The 18232-nt window shown below is 71.4% G+C and carries 14 protein-coding genes; 9 read left to right on the top strand and 5 right to left on the bottom strand.

Annotation, left to right across the window (positions count from 1 at the left end; all coding sequences use genetic code 11):
- Nucleotides 1–48 precede the first annotated feature (48 nt).
- On the top strand, nt 49–1563 hold the full coding sequence (locus ACWEK3_RS24990; protein WP_453062317.1) for a PucR family transcriptional regulator: 1515 nt from the start codon (nt 49–51) through the stop codon (nt 1561–1563).
- 33 nt (nt 1564–1596) lie between these two features.
- Here the strand turns inward: ACWEK3_RS24990 and ACWEK3_RS24985 are convergent, their stop codons facing one another.
- Both ACWEK3_RS24985 and ACWEK3_RS24980 read right to left on the bottom strand, forming a co-directional pair.
- Nucleotides 1597–2400 (bottom strand): class II aldolase/adducin family protein, encoded by an 804-nt coding sequence (locus ACWEK3_RS24985; protein WP_450539388.1) that lies wholly within the window; start codon nt 2398–2400, stop codon nt 1597–1599.
- A 20-nt stretch (nt 2401–2420) separates the two neighbouring features.
- Nucleotides 2421–3392, bottom strand: coding sequence for a C-terminal binding protein (locus ACWEK3_RS24980; RefSeq protein ID WP_450539386.1), 972 nt, complete (start codon nt 3390–3392; stop codon nt 2421–2423).
- Between the two features lie 207 nt (nt 3393–3599).
- Here ACWEK3_RS24980 and ACWEK3_RS24975 point away from each other — a divergent pair, with 207 nt between their 5' ends.
- The 7 genes from ACWEK3_RS24975 (at nt 3600) to ACWEK3_RS24945 (ending at nt 12377) form a co-directional block, all read left to right on the top strand.
- Nucleotides 3600–4541 (top strand): Lrp/AsnC family transcriptional regulator, encoded by a 942-nt coding sequence (locus tag ACWEK3_RS24975; RefSeq protein ID WP_453250633.1) that lies wholly within the window; start codon nt 3600–3602, stop codon nt 4539–4541.
- Nucleotides 4542–4699: 158 nt separating this feature from the next.
- On the top strand, nt 4700–6352 hold the full coding sequence (locus ACWEK3_RS24970) for an amidohydrolase (RefSeq protein WP_453250632.1): 1653 nt from the start codon (nt 4700–4702) through the stop codon (nt 6350–6352).
- A gap of 99 nt (nt 6353–6451) precedes the next feature.
- On the top strand, nt 6452–7804 hold the full coding sequence (locus ACWEK3_RS24965; RefSeq protein WP_453250631.1) for an MFS transporter: 1353 nt from the start codon (nt 6452–6454) through the stop codon (nt 7802–7804).
- Between the two features lie 285 nt (nt 7805–8089).
- Nucleotides 8090–9379 (top strand): esterase/lipase family protein, encoded by a 1290-nt coding sequence (locus ACWEK3_RS24960; RefSeq protein ID WP_453250630.1) that lies wholly within the window; start codon nt 8090–8092, stop codon nt 9377–9379.
- Nucleotides 9380–9400: 21 nt separating this feature from the next.
- Entirely contained in the window at nt 9401–10435 is a 1035-nt protein-coding gene (locus tag ACWEK3_RS24955; protein ID WP_453250629.1) for an alpha/beta fold hydrolase, read from the top strand.
- A complete protein-coding gene (locus ACWEK3_RS24950; RefSeq protein WP_453250628.1) occupies nt 10432–11910 on the top strand; it encodes a carboxylesterase/lipase family protein in 1479 nt (492 codons plus the stop codon). The genes ACWEK3_RS24955 and ACWEK3_RS24950 overlap by 4 nt, the downstream gene beginning before the upstream one ends.
- Entirely contained in the window at nt 11907–12377 is a 471-nt protein-coding gene (locus ACWEK3_RS24945; protein ID WP_453250627.1) for an HIT family protein, read from the top strand. Before ACWEK3_RS24950 ends, ACWEK3_RS24945 begins: the two co-directional genes overlap by 4 nt.
- Before the next feature lie 90 nt (nt 12378–12467).
- Here the strand turns inward: ACWEK3_RS24945 and ACWEK3_RS24940 are convergent, their stop codons facing one another.
- Both ACWEK3_RS24940 and ychF read right to left on the bottom strand, forming a co-directional pair.
- Complete coding sequence (locus tag ACWEK3_RS24940; protein ID WP_453250626.1) at nt 12468–15215, bottom strand: SpoIIE family protein phosphatase; 2748 nt, start codon at nt 15213–15215, stop codon at nt 12468–12470.
- A gap of 375 nt (nt 15216–15590) precedes the next feature.
- Nucleotides 15591–16679: a redox-regulated ATPase YchF gene (gene ychF / locus ACWEK3_RS24935; protein ID WP_376542624.1), complete on the bottom strand. Its 1089-nt coding sequence runs from the start codon at nt 16677–16679 to the stop codon at nt 15591–15593.
- Nucleotides 16680–17014: 335 nt separating this feature from the next.
- On the opposite strand from ychF, the gene ACWEK3_RS24930 reads away from it, so the two are divergent.
- Complete coding sequence (locus tag ACWEK3_RS24930; protein WP_450539371.1) at nt 17015–17374, top strand: DUF6542 domain-containing protein; 360 nt, start codon at nt 17015–17017, stop codon at nt 17372–17374.
- A 106-nt stretch (nt 17375–17480) separates the two neighbouring features.
- On the opposite strand, the gene ppgK is transcribed toward ACWEK3_RS24930, so the two are convergent.
- Nucleotides 17481–18227, bottom strand: coding sequence for a polyphosphate--glucose phosphotransferase (ppgK, locus tag ACWEK3_RS24925; protein ID WP_450539370.1), 747 nt, complete (start codon nt 18225–18227; stop codon nt 17481–17483).
- Between the last annotated feature and the right edge of the window lie 5 nt (nt 18228–18232).

Here is an 18232-nt window from a genome sequence, read left to right as displayed (position 1 = left end):
AAGAAACGATCTGTCATACAGTTGTCCCGCCGTGCTAAACAAATCGTCATGCTGATGTCGCTGTCGCGGGTCCTCGCCCATCCGAGCCTCGCACCGGCCGAGCCCCGGGTCCTGGCCGGATCGCGAGGTCTGGAGCGGACCGTGCGCTGGCTCCACTCCAGCGAGGTCCTGGAGGTGGCGCCGCTGCTGCGCGGCGGTGAGCTGCTGCTGACCGGCGGCACCATGCTGGCCCGCGCCGGCGAGGACGAGCAGCGCGCGTACGTCCGGAGCCTGGCCGTCCGGGGAGTCACGGGCGTCGCGATCGAGACCGGCGGCGAGCTCCGGGAGGTTCCGGCGCCGCTCGTCGAGGAGGCGGCCGCGCGGGAGTTCCCGGTCGTCGAACTGCGGCGGGTGGTCCCGTTCGTGGAGGTCGCCGAGGTGATCAACGGCGCCCTGATCAACGACTCCGTGGCGCGGCTGCGCTCGGTGGACGCGCTCTCCCAGGAGCAGTCCGAGCTGCTCGCCGAGGGCGGTGGCGTACAGGAGGTGCTGGACGCGCTCGTGCGGCACACGTCGGCGGCGGCCGCCGTCTTCGACGCGAACGACCGGCTCATCACCGTCAGCAGCCCGGAGGAGGACCCGGGGAGCGGGCCCGCGCGGGAGGAGCCGAACCCGTTCGGCGGCATGGGGACGCGGCTGACGATCCGCGGGGTCCCCGCGGCCACCCTCGTGCTCTACCCGGACGCCGACGCGGACGTCGAGACGCTGGAACTGGCGCAGGACCGGACGGTGGAGGCGCTGAAGCTGGCACTGCTGCGGTTCCGGCCTCCGGGTCCGCGGGAGTTCGCCGCGAGTGAACTCGTCCGGCTGGCCGCCGCGGACGGCGCGCATCCGCAGCGGATCCGCCGGCTGGGCGTGTCGATCGGTTTCAGCGCCGACGCGCCGGTCATCGGGGTGGCCGCCCGCGCCACCGGGCCGTCGGCGGAACTGCGCCGCCTGGACGATCTGCTGTCCCGCTACGGCCGGACCGCGGTCGACGTGCCGTCCCCGCTCGCCGTGCATACGCTCCTGTCACTGCGGGACCGCAACGGCGCCGCCGGCCTGCGGGCCCGGCTCGTCGCCGATCTCACCGAGTGGCGCTCGTCCGACCGGACGGCGATCGCCGTCGGCCCGCTGATGCCGGCCCTGGAGGACGCGGCCGTCTCGCTGGGCGCGGCGCTGGAGTGCGTGCGCCGCCCCACGCGCGCGTTCCGGGCCGGAGTGGTCGACGCCACCGAGCTGAGTGCGGAGCGGTTGCTGCTCGACGACGAGCTGCGCATCCCGGCGGAGCGGCTCGTACGGGAACAGCTCGGGCTCCTGCTCACCCTGCGGCACGAGGAACGCGACCTCCTGCTCACCACCCTGGAGACGTATTTCGAGACCGGCTTCAACAAGACCCGCGCGGCGGCGGAACTGCATCTGCAACGCCAGTCCCTCTACGCGCGGTTGCAGCGCGCCTTCGACCTCCTGGGCGGCGATCCGACGGGAACGCCCCGGGCGCTGGCCCTGCACCTGGCGCTGCGCGTCCACCGTCGGCTCGTCTGACCGCGTTCCCTGCCGGGGCGGTGGGGACGGTGGTCAGTCCTTGTAGTCGGGGCAGGTCCGGTCGAGCAGGCGCAGCAGCGCCGCCCAGGCGAGTCCGTACGCGTCGGCGTCCTCGAAGTCCGAGGTCGCCTCGCCCGCGAGCTGCTGGGCGGTGTACTCGCAGACCTCGGCCGACGGGACGACGAGGGGGCCGCCGCCCGCCTGCGCGGTCACCTGGATCTCGCAGGCCTTCTCCAGGTAGTACATGCGCAGGAACGCCTGGGCCGCGCTCTCGCCGACCGTCAGCAGCCCGTGGTTGCGCAGGATCAGGGCGGGGTGGCCGCCGATGTCGGCCACGAGGCGCCGCTGTTCGTCGAGGTTGAGGGCGACGCCCTCGTAGTCGTGGTAGCCGACCCGGTTGTGGAACTCCATCGACATCTGGTTGACCGGCAGCAGCCCGTCGCGCTGGGCGGCGACGGCGCAGCCCGCCTTGGTGTGGGTGTGCAGCACGCAGTGCGCGTCCTCGCGCGCGGCGTGGATCGCGCTGTGGATGACGAAACCGGCCGGGTTGACCGGGTACGGGGTCGGCTCGACCGGGTTGCCGGACAGGTCGATCTTCACCAGGTTCGAGGCGGTGATCTCCTCGAACAGCAGGCCGTAGGGGTTGATCAGGAAGTGGTGGTCCGGGCCCGGCAGCCGCAGCGAGATGTGCGTGAAGATGAGGTCGGTCATGCGGAAGTGCGCGACGAGCCGGTAGACGGCGGCCAGTTCGCGGCGCAGCCGCAGCTCCTCGGCGGCCGGATCGAGGGCCGGCGCGGCCGGGCTCCGGGTGGCGGGCGTGCTCAGCAGGTCGGTCATGGGGGCTCCTTCGGGACTGTTCAGGCCTCGGGGTCGACGACGGGCGTGAGGGGACGGCCGGTGCGCTGCCAGGCGACGACGTTCTCGGCGGGCTCGCACACGTACGCGCGGTGCGAGACGTCTGACAGGAAGGCGCTGTGCGGGGACAGCTGGATGCGCGGGTGGCCGCGCAGCGGGTCGCCGGCGGGCGGGGGCTCCACGGGCAGGACGTCGAGGGCGGCTCCGGCGAGCCGGCCGCTGTCGAGCGCCCGGAGCAGGGCCTCGGGGTCGACGAGCTCGCCGCGGGCGACGTTCACCAGCAGGCCGCCCGGTCGCATGCGGGCAAGCAGTCCGTCGTCGACCATGCCCCGGGTCCGGTCGGTGAGCGGGACGTGCAGGGACAGCACGTCCGCCGCGCCCACCAGTTCGTCGAGCCCGAGCCGGTCGACACCGGCCGGCCATCCGGCGGGGTCGGCCTGCGGGTCGTAGGCGGCGAGGCGGCCGAAGACGGGAGTCGCGATCCGGACGAGTTCCCGGGCGATGCGGCCCATCCCGACCAGTCCCAGCGTCAACCCGCTGGCCCGGCGCGGCAGTTCGGCCCTGGCGAAGTCGGTGGCCCAGCCCCCGCCGCGCACGACGGCGTCGGCCTGCGGCAGTCGGCGTACGAGGGAGAGGGCCGAGGCGAGGGCGTGGACGGCGACGTCCTCGGTGGCGGTGCCGGGCAGGTTGGTCACCCACAGGCCGCGACGGCGGGCCGCGGCGGCGTCGATCATGTCGTACCCGGCCGACATGGTGGCGAGGACGCGCAGCCGCGGCAGGCGGTCGAGGAGGGCCTCGTCCACGCGTGCGTAGCCGACGATCAGCGCCACCGCGTCATGGGCCGCGGCCGCGATGGCCTCGGGGTCGCGGCTGCCGGCGATCCGCACGGCGAAACCCGCGTCGGTGAGGAGCCGGACGCCCGGCTCCGGGTCCAGCTCGCCCAGGTCCGTGTAGACGACCACGGGTTGCCCCACGGCGACCTCCTCAACTGATTCGACCGTTTGGAACGTCCTCAACTTACGTTTCGACTGATCTGATGTCCATTGGTGATTGACTCGACCGTGCAGTGATGCGCATCACCCGCCGGTGGACCCGGCGGACGATGCCCGAGAATGACACCGGACCCGGGCGCCGCCGCACCACGGGCCGACACACCGAAGGAACCGAGGGGAACAGCCCAGGTGGATCTGGACCACACCGACCTCACCGTCGTGCGCGAGCTGCAGACGGACGGCCGCCTCACCTACGAGACGCTGGCCCAGCGCGTGGGCCTGTCACGGCCCGCCACCCGGGCCCGGGTCCAGCGGATGCTGGACTCCGGCGCGGTGCGCGTGGTGGCCATCGTGCACCCCGCCGTGCGCGGGCTGACCGCCTCGGCGCACCTGTCGATCGACACCAACGGAGCGGCCGGACCGGTGGCGCGCGCCATCGCCGCGATGCCCCAGGCACCGTTCGTCACCCTCACGGCGGGGCAGCGCGCCATCATGACCGAGCTGCGCACCGAGGGGTTCGCCGAGCTGGACCGGGCGATCGAGCGGGTGCGCACCCTGCCGGGCGTACGGACGGTCGATCCGCTGATCACCACCCGCCAGCTGAAGGACCCCTACCTGCTGCCCGACCCGCCGGCCGCCGCCGAACTCGACGAGCGGGACCGGCGGATCCTGGACGAGCTGGAGCGCGACGGCCGGCTGCCGTTCGCCGAACTCGCCGACCGGGTGGGGCTGTCGGCGGGCGCCACCCGGTCCCGCACGCTGCGGCTGCTCGACGGCGGCGTCGCGAAGGTACTCGCCCTGGTGCGGCCCGAACTGCTGGGCATGGGCCATCTCTGCGGCTTCGCGGTGCGCCTGGACGGTCCCGCGGATCCGGTGGCCGAGCAGCTCGCCTCCTGGGACCGCGTGTCGTTCCTGTCCGCCTGCCTCGGCCGGGCCGATCTGGTCGGCACCATCACGGCCGAGTCGCTGCCCGCACTCCTGGCCACCCTGGAGCGGATGCGGGCGTGCGAGCAGGTGAGCGGCGTGGAGAGCTGGCTGCACATGGAACTGGTGAAGGAGCGCTACGACCCGGGAGCCCCGGCCCCGGCACCGGACGCCGGAGCGGGAACCGCGGACAGCCACCCCCTCTGACGAACGATCCGTAACCAAAGACCACCGATGGCTTCCGAAATTTTTTCGCGAAGCACCTCTAGCCAATCTGTCGTTCGTTATCTATCGTCCAGGCGAACGAATCAGCCGTTGCGTCGCCTCCGCGCACCTTCGGCGTCCCCTGGTCGAAAGCAGGCCCCATGCACCACCCCCTCGACGCCCCCGACCGCACCCTGCTGGTGACCGGCGCCGCGATCGCCGCCGCCGGCACCACGACCCGCGCGGAAGCCCTGGCCGTGCGCGGCGACCGGATCGTGCACGTCGGCACCGCCGACGACGCCCGCGCCGCGCTCGGCCGCGTGGACCGCGAGCTGGAGCTCGACGGCGGTCTGGTCCACCCCGGTTTCGTCGACGCGCACTGCCACCCGGTGATGTACGGCCAGGCCCTGGCCTGGGTCGACTGCCGGCCCGAGCGCGTACCGGACATCGACACCCTGGTCGACGTGCTGCGCGAGGCCGCCCGCGGCCTGCCCGCCGGAGTCCCGGTGCGCGGCTTCGGCTACGAGCACCGCCGCCTCGCCGAACACCGCCACCCCACCCGCCATGACCTCGACCGCGTCGCCGACGACCGCGAGGTCTACGTCATGAACGCCTCCGGTCACGGCGGCGTCGTCAACTCCCACACGCTGCGGACCTGCGGCATCACGGCCGGCACCCCGGATCCCGAGGGGGGCAGCATCGGCCGTTTCGCCTCCGGCGAGCCCGACGGGCAGCTGTGGGACGCCGCGTGCGACCTGCTCACCGGGCCGGGCGGGGTGAAGATCGGCAACCACGGCCCGAACTTCCACCTCACCGAACCGGACGCCGTCATGGCCGACCATCTGGCGCGCGCCCAGGAGGTCTTCCTGGCCGCCGGTGTCACCACGGTCGGCGACGCGCAGGCCTCGCGCCGCGAGATGGAGACCTACCTGAGGGCGCAGGAGTCCGGCTCCCTGCGCATGCGGGTGTCGGCGTACCTCACCTCCGCGCTGCTGGACACCGCGCTCGAACTCGGCGTCGTCCACGGCTTCGGCGGCGACCTGTTCCGTGTGCAGGGCGTCAAGTTCTACGCGGACGGCACGCTGGGCGGCTGGACCGCCTACTTCCCCGAGGGCTACGCCACCGACTGCTGCCACCACGGCCAGCTGTACCACTCGGTCGAGGAGTACGCGGAGATCGTCGCTCGGGCTCACCGCGCGGGTCTGCAGACGGCGACGCACGCCCAGTCCCCGTACGCCATCGGCATGGTCCTCGACGCGGTCGAGAAGGCTCAGGCGGACCGGCCCCGGCCGGACATGCGGCACCGTATCGAGCACTGCGGCCTGCCCATCGACGAGCAGATCGAGCGCATGGGCGCGCTGGGGGTCGTCCCGGTGATGCAGCCGCAGCACCACCTGCGGACCGGCGACGGCACGCTGACCGCCGTCGGCGAGCTCGGCCACCGCTACAACCCCGCGGGCCGCTGCCTCACGGCCGGCGTTCCGGTCGTGTTCAGCTCCGACGCGCCGGTCGCCCCGCCCGCCCCGCTGGAGGCGGTCTCCGCGGCCGCCACCCGGCGCACGGTCCTGGGCACCGTCCTGGGCGACGAGACACTGCGGCTGCCGGTCGCCGACGGACTGCACGCGCACACCGCCGCGGCCGCCCGCGCCCTGCACCGCGAGCACGCGGTGGGCGCGCTGGCGCCTGGCATGCTCGCCGACTTCGTCGTCCTCGACGCCGACCCCCTGCACACCGCGGCCGACGAACTCGCCGGCATCGGCGTGCGCGAGACCTGGATCGGCGGCACCCGCGCCTGGGCGGCCCCCGGCCGCTGAGGCTCCCGTCCCCGCTCCGTCCCCTTCCCCCCGGGAGCGGCGCGCACCACCGCGCCGCTCTCCCGCTCCCCCGTCCCCACCCTCAGCCGGAGGTCCCGCATGCCGGACCGCACCCACCAGCCCGATCCGAGAAACGCGCGCAGAGCCGCGCTGGCCGCCCTGGCCGGCACCTCGATCGAGTGGTACGACTTCTACGCCTTCGCCACCGCCGCGGCCATCGTCTTCAACGACGTGTTCTTCCCCGCGGACATGCCCTCGCTGCTCAAGACCCTGTCCGCCTTCGGCACGTTCGCCGTCGGCTTCCTGCTGCGACCGCTCGGCGGCGTGGTGTTCGGGCACATAGGCGACCGGGTGGGACGCAAGAAGACCCTCGTCATCACCCTGCTGATGATGGGCATCGCGTCCTTCGCCATCGGCCTGCTGCCGACCTACGCCCAGGTCGGCGCCCTGGCTCCGGTCCTGCTCATCGTCCTGCGCCTGGTCCAGGGTGTCGCGATCGGCGGCGAGTGGGGCGGCGCGGTGCTGATCGCGGTGGAGAACGCCCCGAAGGGCAGGAGGACCTTCTTCGGCTCGTTCGCCCAGCTCGGTTCGTCCGTCGGCGCCCTGCTGTCCACCGGCGCCTTCAGCCTGATGAACCTCTTCGGCCACGACGCGTTCCTCAGCTGGGGCTGGCGCGTGCCGTTCCTCGCCTCCGCCGTCCTCGTCGCCATCGGACTCGTCATCCGCGTCAAGCTCGAGGACTCGCCGGTGATGTCCGAGGTGCGCGAGGAGCGCGAGGAGCGCGGGAGTGAGGCCAAGCTGCCGGTCGCGGAGGTGCTCCAGAAGGCCTGGCGTACCGTGCTGGTCGGCGTCTTCGCCCTGGCCACGGCCACCGGCGGCTACTACGTGGTGACCAGCTACCTGCTGTCCTACGGCACCGGGCACCTGCACCTGTCCGAGTCGATGCTGCTCAACGGCCTGACGCTGGCGGCCTTCCTCGAACTGCTCGTGACCCCGGGCCTGGCCTGGCTCGGGGACCGCGTCGGCGCGCACAAGGTCGTCATCGCCGGACTCGCCGGAGTCGTCGTCCTGGCGGCGCCGCAGTTCATGGTGATGGGCACGGGCAGCGTCGCGCTGATCTACCTGATGATGCTCGCGATGCGGTTCGTGATGTCGGCCCTGTACGGACCGATCGCCGCGATCCTCGCCGAAGGCTTCGAACCGCACGTCCGCTACACCGGGATCTCCCTGTCGTACCAGGTCTGCAACCTGATCTTCGGCGGCTTCGCACCGGTGGTCTGTGTGTCCCTGGCCGCGCTGGCGGACGGCCACTACTGGCCCCCGGCCGTGCTGCTGATGGCCATCTCGGCGGTTGGCATCTGGTGCACGGCGCGACTGCACACCGTCCGCGTGCGGCGGGAGGCCGCTCAGCCGGCCACCGCGGAGGCGGAGCCGCTGCCGGCGGTCTCCTGACATCTCACGGCGGGGAGGGTGGGCTCCACTTCGAGCCCGCCCTCCCCGCCGTGCCGGCTCAGCCGCCGGACCGCCGCTCGCGCAGCCCACCTCGTCCACCCGGCACTCGCCTGCCGGCTGTACGAGGTGGGCTGCGGGTTGCGGGCTGCTGGCTGCTGGCTGCTGGCCCATATAGACCGCCCTCCTTATGGGTTCCGCACACATGCCCTCCCTCCCTGCCCCCTGCCTAATGTGGGCCGCCGCGGTGGGACGGAGCCGTGGATGCGCGCAGGAGAGGGCGGGAGCATGCCGAACAGACGAAGCCGTGCGGGCCGGTGGCGGATGCTGCTCGCCCTGCTGATGGCCGTGGCGGCCGGACCGGTGGCCGGCGCCGGCACCGCGTCGGCCGCCGAACCGCCGTCCTACCTCACCCTCGAGGCGAGCTACGGAGCCGGCACCGTCACCAACGGCTGGGAGCGCGTGGAGCGCTACGTCGACACCACCCCCGGATTCCGCACCGAGGGCTATCCGGCCGACGGCCGCGGCGACCAGGACGGAAAGCGCGTCACGTACTTCGGCGGGGTCTCCCGCCCGAGCTCCGGCCGCTTCCTGCTCTACTCGGCACCCGGTTGGAACACCGGCAGCCGCACCACACCGGTCCTGCTCGTGCACGGCGCCAACGACACCGCGGACCGAGCCTGGGCCAACCCGGGCGAGGCGGGCGGCTACGGCTGCGGCGCCCTGTCCTGCCCGTCCACCGGGCTGATGCAGTACCTGTCCGCGCGCGGCCACCGCGTCTTCGCCGTCGGCTTCGCGCACAAGCAGGGCGACAACCTGATGCAGGCGCAGATCGTCGGCGACGCCATCGCCGCCATCAAGGCGAAGCTCGGCGTCACCAAGGTCGACCTCGTCGGCTGGAGCAAGGGCGAGATGTCGACCCGCGCGTACGTGTCGTCGCTGAAGCCGAGCTGGGGACGGGCGTACGCCGGCGACGTGCGCAGGCTGATCACCGTCGGCGGTCCGAACGGCGGCTACGACTACCCGTACGCGCACGGCTGGGCGCACGACTTCTCCATCTGGCCCGAGTGCGGCGGCACGGTCAACGCTCCCTCCCCGCACTCGCGGATGACCTGCTACGGCCTGTACACCGCGCACCCCGAGTTCTCGATGACGCCCTCCGGCGGCTACGACAACTACCCCGGCCAGCGGCAGATGCTGGCCCGCTGGGACGGGAGGTACGGGGTCGACGGCGCCGCGCAGGACTGGTACACGACGTACTACGGCGGCCAGGGCTTCTACACCGCGGGCAGTGGCATCCAGGCCGCCATCGACGCCGGCTCGCTGATCAAACCGCTGCACGCCGCCGGCGTACCCGCCTCCGTCACCACCTACCTGCTGGCCGGTGGATCCCCCACCGTCGTCGGCATCTTCAACGAGAACCGCGGGCCGAGCGACGGTGTCGTCTTCATCGCCAGCGCGCTCGACACCACCGGCATCCCCACGGTCGGCGGCACCGCGACCATCGTCGGCGCCAACCACCTGGAGCTGGGCTGGAACGGCTCGGCCGCCGCCCAGGTCGCCACCTGGCTCTCGTAAAGGACAAAGGATCAGATGACGATGACCAGCAGCATCCGCACCCGCCGGGTATCCACCGACCGCCTGACCGTCCAGGTCACCGACCTCCGGGACGAGGGCGAACCGGTCGTCTTCGTCCACGGCAACGTCTCCTCGTCCGCCTTCTGGCACCCCACCATGGCCCTGCTGCCGGACCGCTACCGCCCGATCGCGCTGGACCTGCGCGGCTTCGGCGGCACCGACCCGCTGCCCATCGACGCCACGCGCGGCCTGCGCGACCACGCCGACGACCTCGCCGCACTGCTGGCGGCCCTCGGGATCGACCGGGCGCACCTGGTGGGCTGGTCCATGGGCGGGGGCGTGATCATGCAGTACCTGTCCGACCACCCGGCCAGGGTGCGCTCCCTGACCCTGGTCAACCCGGTCTCCCCGTACGGCTTCGGTGGCACGCACGGGGTGGACGGAACCCTCAACTCCGAGGACGGGGCGGGCTCAGGCGGCGGCACGGCGAACCCGGAGTTCGTCGCGCTGCTGGCCAAGGGCGAGCGCGGCGAGGACTCCCCGGTCGCGCCCCGCTCCGTCCTGGCGACCTGCTACGTCAAGCCGCCGTGGCGCCCCGAGGGCGAGCAGGAGGACGCCTACGTCGACTCCATGCTCACCACGCGGACCGGCGACGACCACTATCCGGGCGACAGCGTGCCGTCGACGGCCTGGCCTGGCGTGGCTCCCGGCACCCGGGGTGTTCTCAACTGCCTTTCCCCGCTGCACTTCCGCCTCGACGAGCTGCATCTGATCGACCCCAAGCCGCCGGTGCTGTGGATCCGCGGCGAGGACGACGTGATCGTCTCGGACACCTCGATGTTCGACCTGGCGCACCTGGGCGCGATCGGCGCGGTGCCCGGCTGGGACGGGACCCCCGCGCAGCCGATGGTGGCGCAGACCCGCCATGTGCTGGGCCGCTACGCGGCGCACGGCGGCACGGTCCGCGAGGTCGCCGTCCCGGACGCCGGGCACGCGGTGCATCTGGAACGTCCGGAGGAGTTCGGCGCGGCCCTGCGGGGGATCCTCACGGCATGACACCACGCACCACGGTATGCACGACCGAACAGGGCGCCGTCCGCGGCTGTGTTTCCACTTCCGCGGACGGCGGCGTGGCGTGCTTCCTGGGCATCCCGTACGCCGCCCCGCCGTTCGGCCCCCGCCGCTTCCTGGCGCCGGGCCCGCCCGAGCCCTGGGCGGGCGTGCGCGACGCCACGGCCTACGGCCCGACCGTGCCGCACGCGCCCTACGCGCCGCCCTTCGACGCCCTCATCCCGGAGGACGTCATCCCCGGCGAGGACTGCCTGAACCTCAACATCTGGACGCCCGCCCCGGAGCCGGGGGCCGGCCTGCCGGTGATGGTGTGGCTGCACGGCGGGGCGTTCTCCAACGGCTCGGGTTCGGCGTCGGCGTACGACGGCAGCGCCTTCGCCCGCGGCGGGGTCGTCTGCGTCACCCTCAACTACCGCCTGGGCTCGGACGGTTTCCTCCACCTGCCGGGTGTCCCGGACAACCGCGGGCTGCTGGACCAGGTGGCCGCCCTGCGTTGGATCCGCGCCAACATCGCCTCCTTCGGCGGCGACCCCGACCGGGTGACGGTCTTCGGCGAGTCGGCGGGCGCGATGAGCATCGGCGTCCTGCTGGCCACCGGCATGGCCCGCGGACTGTTCCACCGGGCGATCCTGCAGAGCGGCGCCTGCCACCACTTCCTGCGCCCGCCCTCGGCGGCCCTGATCACGGCCCGCCTGGCCGCGAAGCTCGGCATCGAACCGACCTTGGAGGCCTTCGCCACGGTCCCCCTGGCCGACCTCCTCCCCGCCCAGGCCGAACTCCGCGCGGAGGTGAGCGCCCGCCCGGACCCGGCCCTGTGGGGCGAGGCGGTGCTCAACCTGATGCCCTTCGAACCGGTCACGGCCGGCCTGTCCCTGCCCGGCCCGGACTGCGGCGTCGACCTCCTGATCGGCAGCAACCGCGAGGAGTACCGCCTGTTCCTGGTCCCCACGGGACTCCTGGACGCGATTCCCGACTCCGCGCTCCGCGCCACAACGACGGCATACGGCCTGGACCCGGCCAAGGCCCTCCCGGTCTACCGGGCGACCCGCCCCACCGCCGCCCCGGGCGAACTCCTCTCCGCGGTGGCGACGGACTGGTTCTACCGCATCCCCGCCATCCGCCTGGCCGAGTCGGTCCCCGGCTCCCACCTGTACGAATTCGCCTGGCACTCCCCCCAGTTCGACGGTCACCTGGGCGCCTGCCACGCCCTGGAACTCCCCTTCACCTTCAACCGCCTCCACGACCCCGCATACACCCCCCTACTGGGCTCCCACCCACCCCAACCACTCGCGAACGCGATGCACACGGCCTGGCTCTCCTTCGCGAAGACGGGCACCCCGGGCTGGCCCGCCTACGACACGACCACCCGCACGACGATGGTCTTCACCGAGGACCCGACCCCGGAAAACGACCCACGCAGCGAGGAACGCCTGTTGTGGGAAGGCGTTCGCCAGTCATGACCGGTGACTGGCGGAAGGACCGTATCGGCAGTGCGCTGCGGGGTGAGAACCCCGCCGTGCTCCGCAGGCTGGACGCGGGCTTCGCGGTGATCGGGGACGTGCAGTTCCTGCCGGGGTACTCGGTGCTTCTGGTGGACGATCCCGCGATGCAGCGACTGTCGGAGCTTCCGAAGAACAGGCGGATGGCGTTCCTGTCCGACATGGACAAGCTGGGGGAGGCCGTCGAAGATGCTTGCAGGCGGCTGGACCCGGCTTTCCGGCGGGTCAATCTGGAGATCCTGGGGAACACCGATCCGTTCCTGCACGCCCATGTGTGGCCGCGCTTCGACTGGGAGCCGGCCGACCTCGTGGGCCGGCCGGTGTGGCTGTATCCGCGCGAGCGCTGGCACGACGAGCGGTACGCGCTCGGCCCCCGGCACGACACGCTGCGCGAGGCGATCACAGAGGAACTGGATCGCCTCGCGTAGGGGAAGGCACCACGTGGACGCCGCCGACGGCGCTTCAGTAGTGGTAGCGGGCCGCGAGGATCACGATCTCCGTGTCCGTGACCAGCACCCTCAGCGCAGTGACTGTTCTGTCCAGATGACCTTTCCGGTCGGGGTGTAGCGGGTCCCCCAGCGCTGGGCGAGTTGGGCGACGAGGAACAGCCCTCGTCCCCCTTCGTCGGTGCTGGTGGCACGCCGCAGACGCGGTGAGGTACTGCTGCAGTCGGAGACTTCGCATATCAAGGTACGGTCAAGGATGAGCCGCAACTCGCACGGCTGTGCCGCGTACCGGATGGCGTTGGTGGCCAGTTCGCTGACGATCAGCTCGGTGGTGAAGGTCAGCCTTTCCAATTGCCATTCGGACAACTGACGAACGGCCTCCTCCCGCAGGTGGGACACGGCGGCCGGGTCATCGGCGAGATCCCAGCGCGCGATGTGCCGCGCGTCCAGGGCGCGGGTGCGTGCGACGAGCAGGGCGACGTCGTCGCCGCGTCGGGCGGGCAGCAGACCTTCGACCAGCACTCGGCAGGTTTCGCCGGGCGAGCCACGGGCACCGCAGAGCAGTCTCCGCATGTGCTCGAGTCCCGTCCCGATGTCGCGATCCCGGTGCTCGACGAGGCCGTCGGTGTACAGGATCAGCTGGCTTCCCTCGGGCAGGTCCAGATCAAGGGTCTCGAACGGCAGGCCGCCAAGGCCCAGAGGCGGCCCGGCCGGCTCGTCGAGGAAGTCGACCGTACCGTCGGGGAGGACCAGGGCCGGTGCCGGGTGGCCTGCGCGGGCCAGGGTGCAGCGCCTTGAGGAGGGGTCGTAGACCGCGTACAGGCAGCTCGCGCCGACGACCTCACTCGGCTCGACCCCTTCGGGCTCCGGGTCGAGGTCGAGGCGGACCACCAAGTCGTCCAGTCGGGTGAGCACCTCGTCCACCGGCAGATCGAAATCCGAGAAGTTGCGGACGGCCGTGCGCAGGCGGCCCATCGTGGCGGACGCCTGCAGACCGTGGCCGACCACGTCACCGACGACGAGTGCCACCCGGGCACCCGACAGCGGGATGACATCGAACCAGTCCCCGCCCACGGCTGACTGTGCGGGCAGGTAGTGGCATGCGACGTCCACGGCGTTCTGCTCGGGAAGAGTGTGCGGGAGCAGGCGCCGCTGCAGAGCCAGAGCGGTGGTGTGTTCGCGGGTGTAGCGGCGGGCGTTGTCGATGCACACCGCTGCCCGGCTCGCGAGTTCCTCGGCAAGGGAGAGGTCGTCCTCCTCGAAGGGACCAGGCCGCTCGGAGCGGTAGAACGTCACCACGCCCAGGATGACACCCCGGGCGCACAGAGGGACGGCGATGAGTGAGTGCAGCCCCGCCTCACGGATCTGCTCAGCACGTGCCGGGTCGTAAGCCGTCCAGGCGTAGGCCGTCTCCAGTTCTGGTTCGAGAACCGACTGCGCGGTCGTCAGGCAGCGGTTCTGCAGCATGGACGGGGTGTATTCCATCCGCGTCCCCGCCGGGTAGAGGTGTGACCCCCGGCGGACGGCACCGAGGGCGATCCGGCGCATCTCCTCACCCGGGTTCGTCGGCTCATCGCCGATGAGCACGGACTCGGCGAGGTCGACCGTGACGAAGTCGGCGAAGACCGGGACCGCTGCCTCGGTCAGCTCCTCGGCGGTCCTGGTCACGTCCAGGGTCGTGCCTATGCGCTCCGCCGCCCTGCACAGCAGTTCGAGGCGTTGTCGCGCCCGCACGGCCAGACGCCCGATGCCAGGCTCGCCCACGGCCACGAGCCCGCCCTCCACGGCGCCCTGCTGCTCACCTACGGACGGCGAGGCGTGTGCCGGGGCAGGCCTCGCCGACACGGATGCCGGCCTGGGCGTTGCCTCCGCGGCCTGAGGGCTCATGGGCTCCAGGCGCTGGAGCGCGCCATCGGCGCGCAGGGCCTCGACGACGAAACCGGTGAGGGCGTCGGTGGCGCCTTCCACGGGTCGGCTGCGCAGCACGGCGGTGCGACCTCGGGCAAGAGGTACCTCGACGACCGCAGCCTGTCCGGCGGAGATGAGTTCTGCCGCCGCCCTCCGCAGGACCTCCAGGTCGTCGCGGCGCAGCAGTTCCCCCGCCGTGCTGACGACGTCGCTCGCGATCAGGTGCGCCGTGGCGCCGCCGGCCGTCCTGCGCTGGGCTCGCAGAAACGCGCGGAGCAGGGATCGCTCGTGTTCCTCTATGTCGTCGAGAAGCAGACGTTCGATGGCGTTGGCCGTCTCCTGTACCAGGACAAGCATCACCGGGTCGCCGAGATCGTTGATGCTTGACACATTGATCACACCGCGGACTCGTCCGCTGAGCGGATCGCGTATGGGCGCTGCCGCGCAGGCGAAATTCCGGTTGATATCGGCGAAGTGCTCACTGCCGCGGATGAAGGCCGGGCGCCGGTCGGCGAGTGCCGTACCAATGCCGTTGGTCCCGACGGCTCCTTCCAACCAACCGAATCCTGGTTCGACTCGCAGGCCCTCCAGCGAGCGGCTCAGCGCGGGGATACCCACCCGGCGTTCCAGCACCTGCGCCTTGGGGTTGCAGAGGGCCGTGACAACATCCATCCCCGACAACTGGGACTGCAGTCTGTCCAGGGCCGGCCCGGCGATGGACAGAACACTGTCCTCCTGGTTCACATTTCCGAAGTAGGGGATGCTGACGTGATCCGCCGCGATGCCCCGAAAGCGGCAACGCTGCCAGGAGAAGAGCACAGCTCTGCGCACCGCGAGGTCCACGGGCTCGCCGCTGAGGAATTTGAGGCGCGCTTCCTCGAGGCGTCGCGCGTCGTCCCAGTCCAGCCTCATATCGCCTCCTCGCCCGTAAGCGAGCCACCCCGGTCAAATATACGCCGCCGGGATCCCCGCAATACAGAGTGAAGGACTTTCCATTCGAAGATTCACTCCGATCCGCAGAAAGGGGAAACGGAGCAGAGTGGGCGCCGGAAATACAGAGAATCAGCTCTCTTGAAGGTCGGCAAGGAACTTCATCTTGTGGCCGGCGTTCGTCTTTTGAAGCGCGGGACTGGAAAAACGGTGCGGCACACCTCTTTCAACTGACGCACCACCAGCCGGTTCCGGCGCCGATCCGGCAGCAGGCACAGCGACGGGGCCGGCCCCGAACCGGGCCGACCCCTTCTGACCTGCGTCGCTGAACCGGACTCTTCAACGCCGGGGCAGCGGCTAAACGTTGAAGCGGAACTCCACCACGTCCCCGTCGCGCATCACGTAGTCCTTGCCCTCCATGCGGGCCTTGCCCTTGGCGCGGGCCTCGGCGACCGAGCCGGACTCAAGGAGGTCCTCGAAGGAGATGACCTCGGCCTTGATGAAGCCCTTCTGGAAGTCGGTGTGGATGACACCGGCGGCCTCGGGGGCGGTGGCGCCCTTCTTGATGGTCCAGGCGCGGGACTCCTTGGGGCCGGCCGTCAGGTACGTCTGGAGGCCAAGGGTGCGGAAGCCGACATGGGCGAGGGTGGCGAGGCCGGGCTCGTCCTGGCCGACGGACTGGAGGAGTTCCAGGGCCTCGTCCTCGTCCAGCTCGGCGAGGTCGGCCTCCAGCTTGGCGTTGAGGAAGATCGCCTCTGCGGGGGCGACCAGGGCGCGCTGCTCGTTCTTGAAGTCCTCGTCGACCAGTTCGTCCTCGTCGACGTTGAAGACGTACAGGAAGGGCTTGGTGGTGAGCAGGTGCAGGTCGTGCAGGAGCTCGGCGCGCTCGCTGCCCTGGACGATGCCGTGCGCGAAGAGCGTGTCGCCCTTCTCCAGGATCTCCTTGGCCTCCTCGACGGCCTTCACCTTCGGGGCCACGTCCTTCTTGATCCGCGACTCCTTCTGGAGCCGGGGCAGGACCTTCTCGATGGTCTGGAGGTCGGCGAGGATCAGCTCGGTGTTGATCGTCTCGATGTCGTCCTTGGGCGAGACCTTGCCGTCGACATGGACGACGTTCTCGTCCTTGAAGGCGCGGATGACCTGGCAGATAGCGTCCGACTCGCGGATGTTCGCGAGGAACTTGTTGCCCAGGCCCTCGCCCTCGCTGGCGCCGCGCACGATGCCGGCGATGTCGACGAAGTCGACGGTGGCCGGGAGGATCCGCTCCGACTTGAAGATCGAGGCGAGCTGGGCGAGACGACCGTCCGGCACTCCGACGACACCGACGTTCGGCTCGATCGTGGCGAACGGGTAGTTGGCCGCGAGCACGTCGTTCTTGGTCAGGGCGTTGAACAGGGTCGACTTGCCGACGTTCGGCAGACCGACGATTCCGATCGTGAGCGACACGTTGCGACTTCCCGTACGTGAGGAGACTGGGGGCCAGGCGGCCGATCCACCAGTCTACGGCGTGTCGCAGCCGGGCCCCGCGACGGTTCGAACGCTTGGCCAGGCTGCCGCGCACGGCGTGTCAGGCAGGCTGTTCGCCACATAAACAGACCTAGGTTGGTCCAGTGGAGCAGCACAGGACGCGACAGCAGCAGCACGCACCGCGACGAGGCAGGCCGCCGGTACCCCCGGCGCGGCGGCCTCCTGCCGCACGGCGTCCCCCCGTTCCGGCGGCGGCCCCGGCACCCGCGCCGCGACGGCCGTCCGGTCCGCGGCTGACGGGCCTGGGCGCCGGGATGTTCTGCGCGGCCGTCATGTTCCTGCTCGGCGGTCTCGACCTCCTGCTCTTCGACGGGGCCTCCACCGCGTACGGGGTGCTGTTCCTGCCGGTGTGCGCGCTGACCGCGCTGTGGGTGCGCAAGGGCGACCTGCTGACCGCGCCCGTCGTGGTGCCGATCGGGTTCGCCGTGGGGCTGCTGCCCGTGCTCGACGGGGAGGTGGGGTTCCTCGGCAAGCTGATGGGCCTGGTGACCGCGCTCGCCACCGAGGCGCCCTGGCTGTACGCGGGGACGCTGATCACGGTTGTGACGGTGCTGGTACGGCGGGTGGCGCTGGCAGCGCGGCGGCGGGCGGTCCGCAAGCGCGTGGCGGGCTGACGCGCCGGGGTGAGCCGCCGACGGGAGCGCCGCCGGCGCCTGCCTGGACCCGTCGACGCGGTCAGCACGTCCGCGTCGGCGCGTCAGTACGTCGAGGGCTACCGCCTCACCCGTGCTCCGCCGCGTGCATCGCCGCTCCGACGATCCCCGCGTTGTTCTGCAACTGGGCGGGAACGATCTCCGCCTTGATGCCCTCGATGAGGGGCAGGAACTTCTCGGACTTGCGGCTGACGCCGCCGCCGACGATGAACAGCTCCGGGCTGAAGAGCATCTCGACATGGGCGAGGTACTTCCCCACCCGGCGCGCCCAGCGCTCCCAGCTGAGTTCGTGGTCGTCCTTGGCCTTGCTGGACGCCCGCTTCTCCGCCTCGTGGCCGTTCAGCTCCAGATGCCCCAGCTCGGTGTTGGGGACGAGGACGCCGTCGACGAAGACGGCGCTGCCGATGCCGGTGCCGAAGGTCAGCAGCACCACCGTGCCCTTGCGGCCGCGCCCGGCGCCGAAGTGCATCTCGGCGACGCCCGCCGCGTCCGCGTCGTTGACCACCGTCACCGGCAGACCGCCCAGCCGGCCGCCGAACAACGCGCGTGCGTCGGTGTCGACCCAGCTCTTGTCGACGTTGGCCGCCGTACGGACCATGGCGCCGCCGGTGACGACGCCCGGGAACGTCAGCCCGACCGGTCCGGTCCAGCCGAAGTGGTCGACCACCTCTTTGACACCGTCGGCGACGGTGTCGGGGGTCGCCGGTTGCGGGGTCAGCACCTTGTGCCGCTCCTGGGTCAGGTCTCCCCTGTCCAGGTCCACAGGAGCGCCCTTGATGCCGGACCCGCCGATGTCCACGCCGAAGATCTGCATGGCTC

The sequence above is a fragment of the Streptomyces sp. NPDC004721 genome (genome assembly GCF_053601495.1).
The sequence above is the reverse complement of the archived record's forward strand: the minus strand, read 5'-3'. Positions and strand labels throughout refer to the sequence as shown.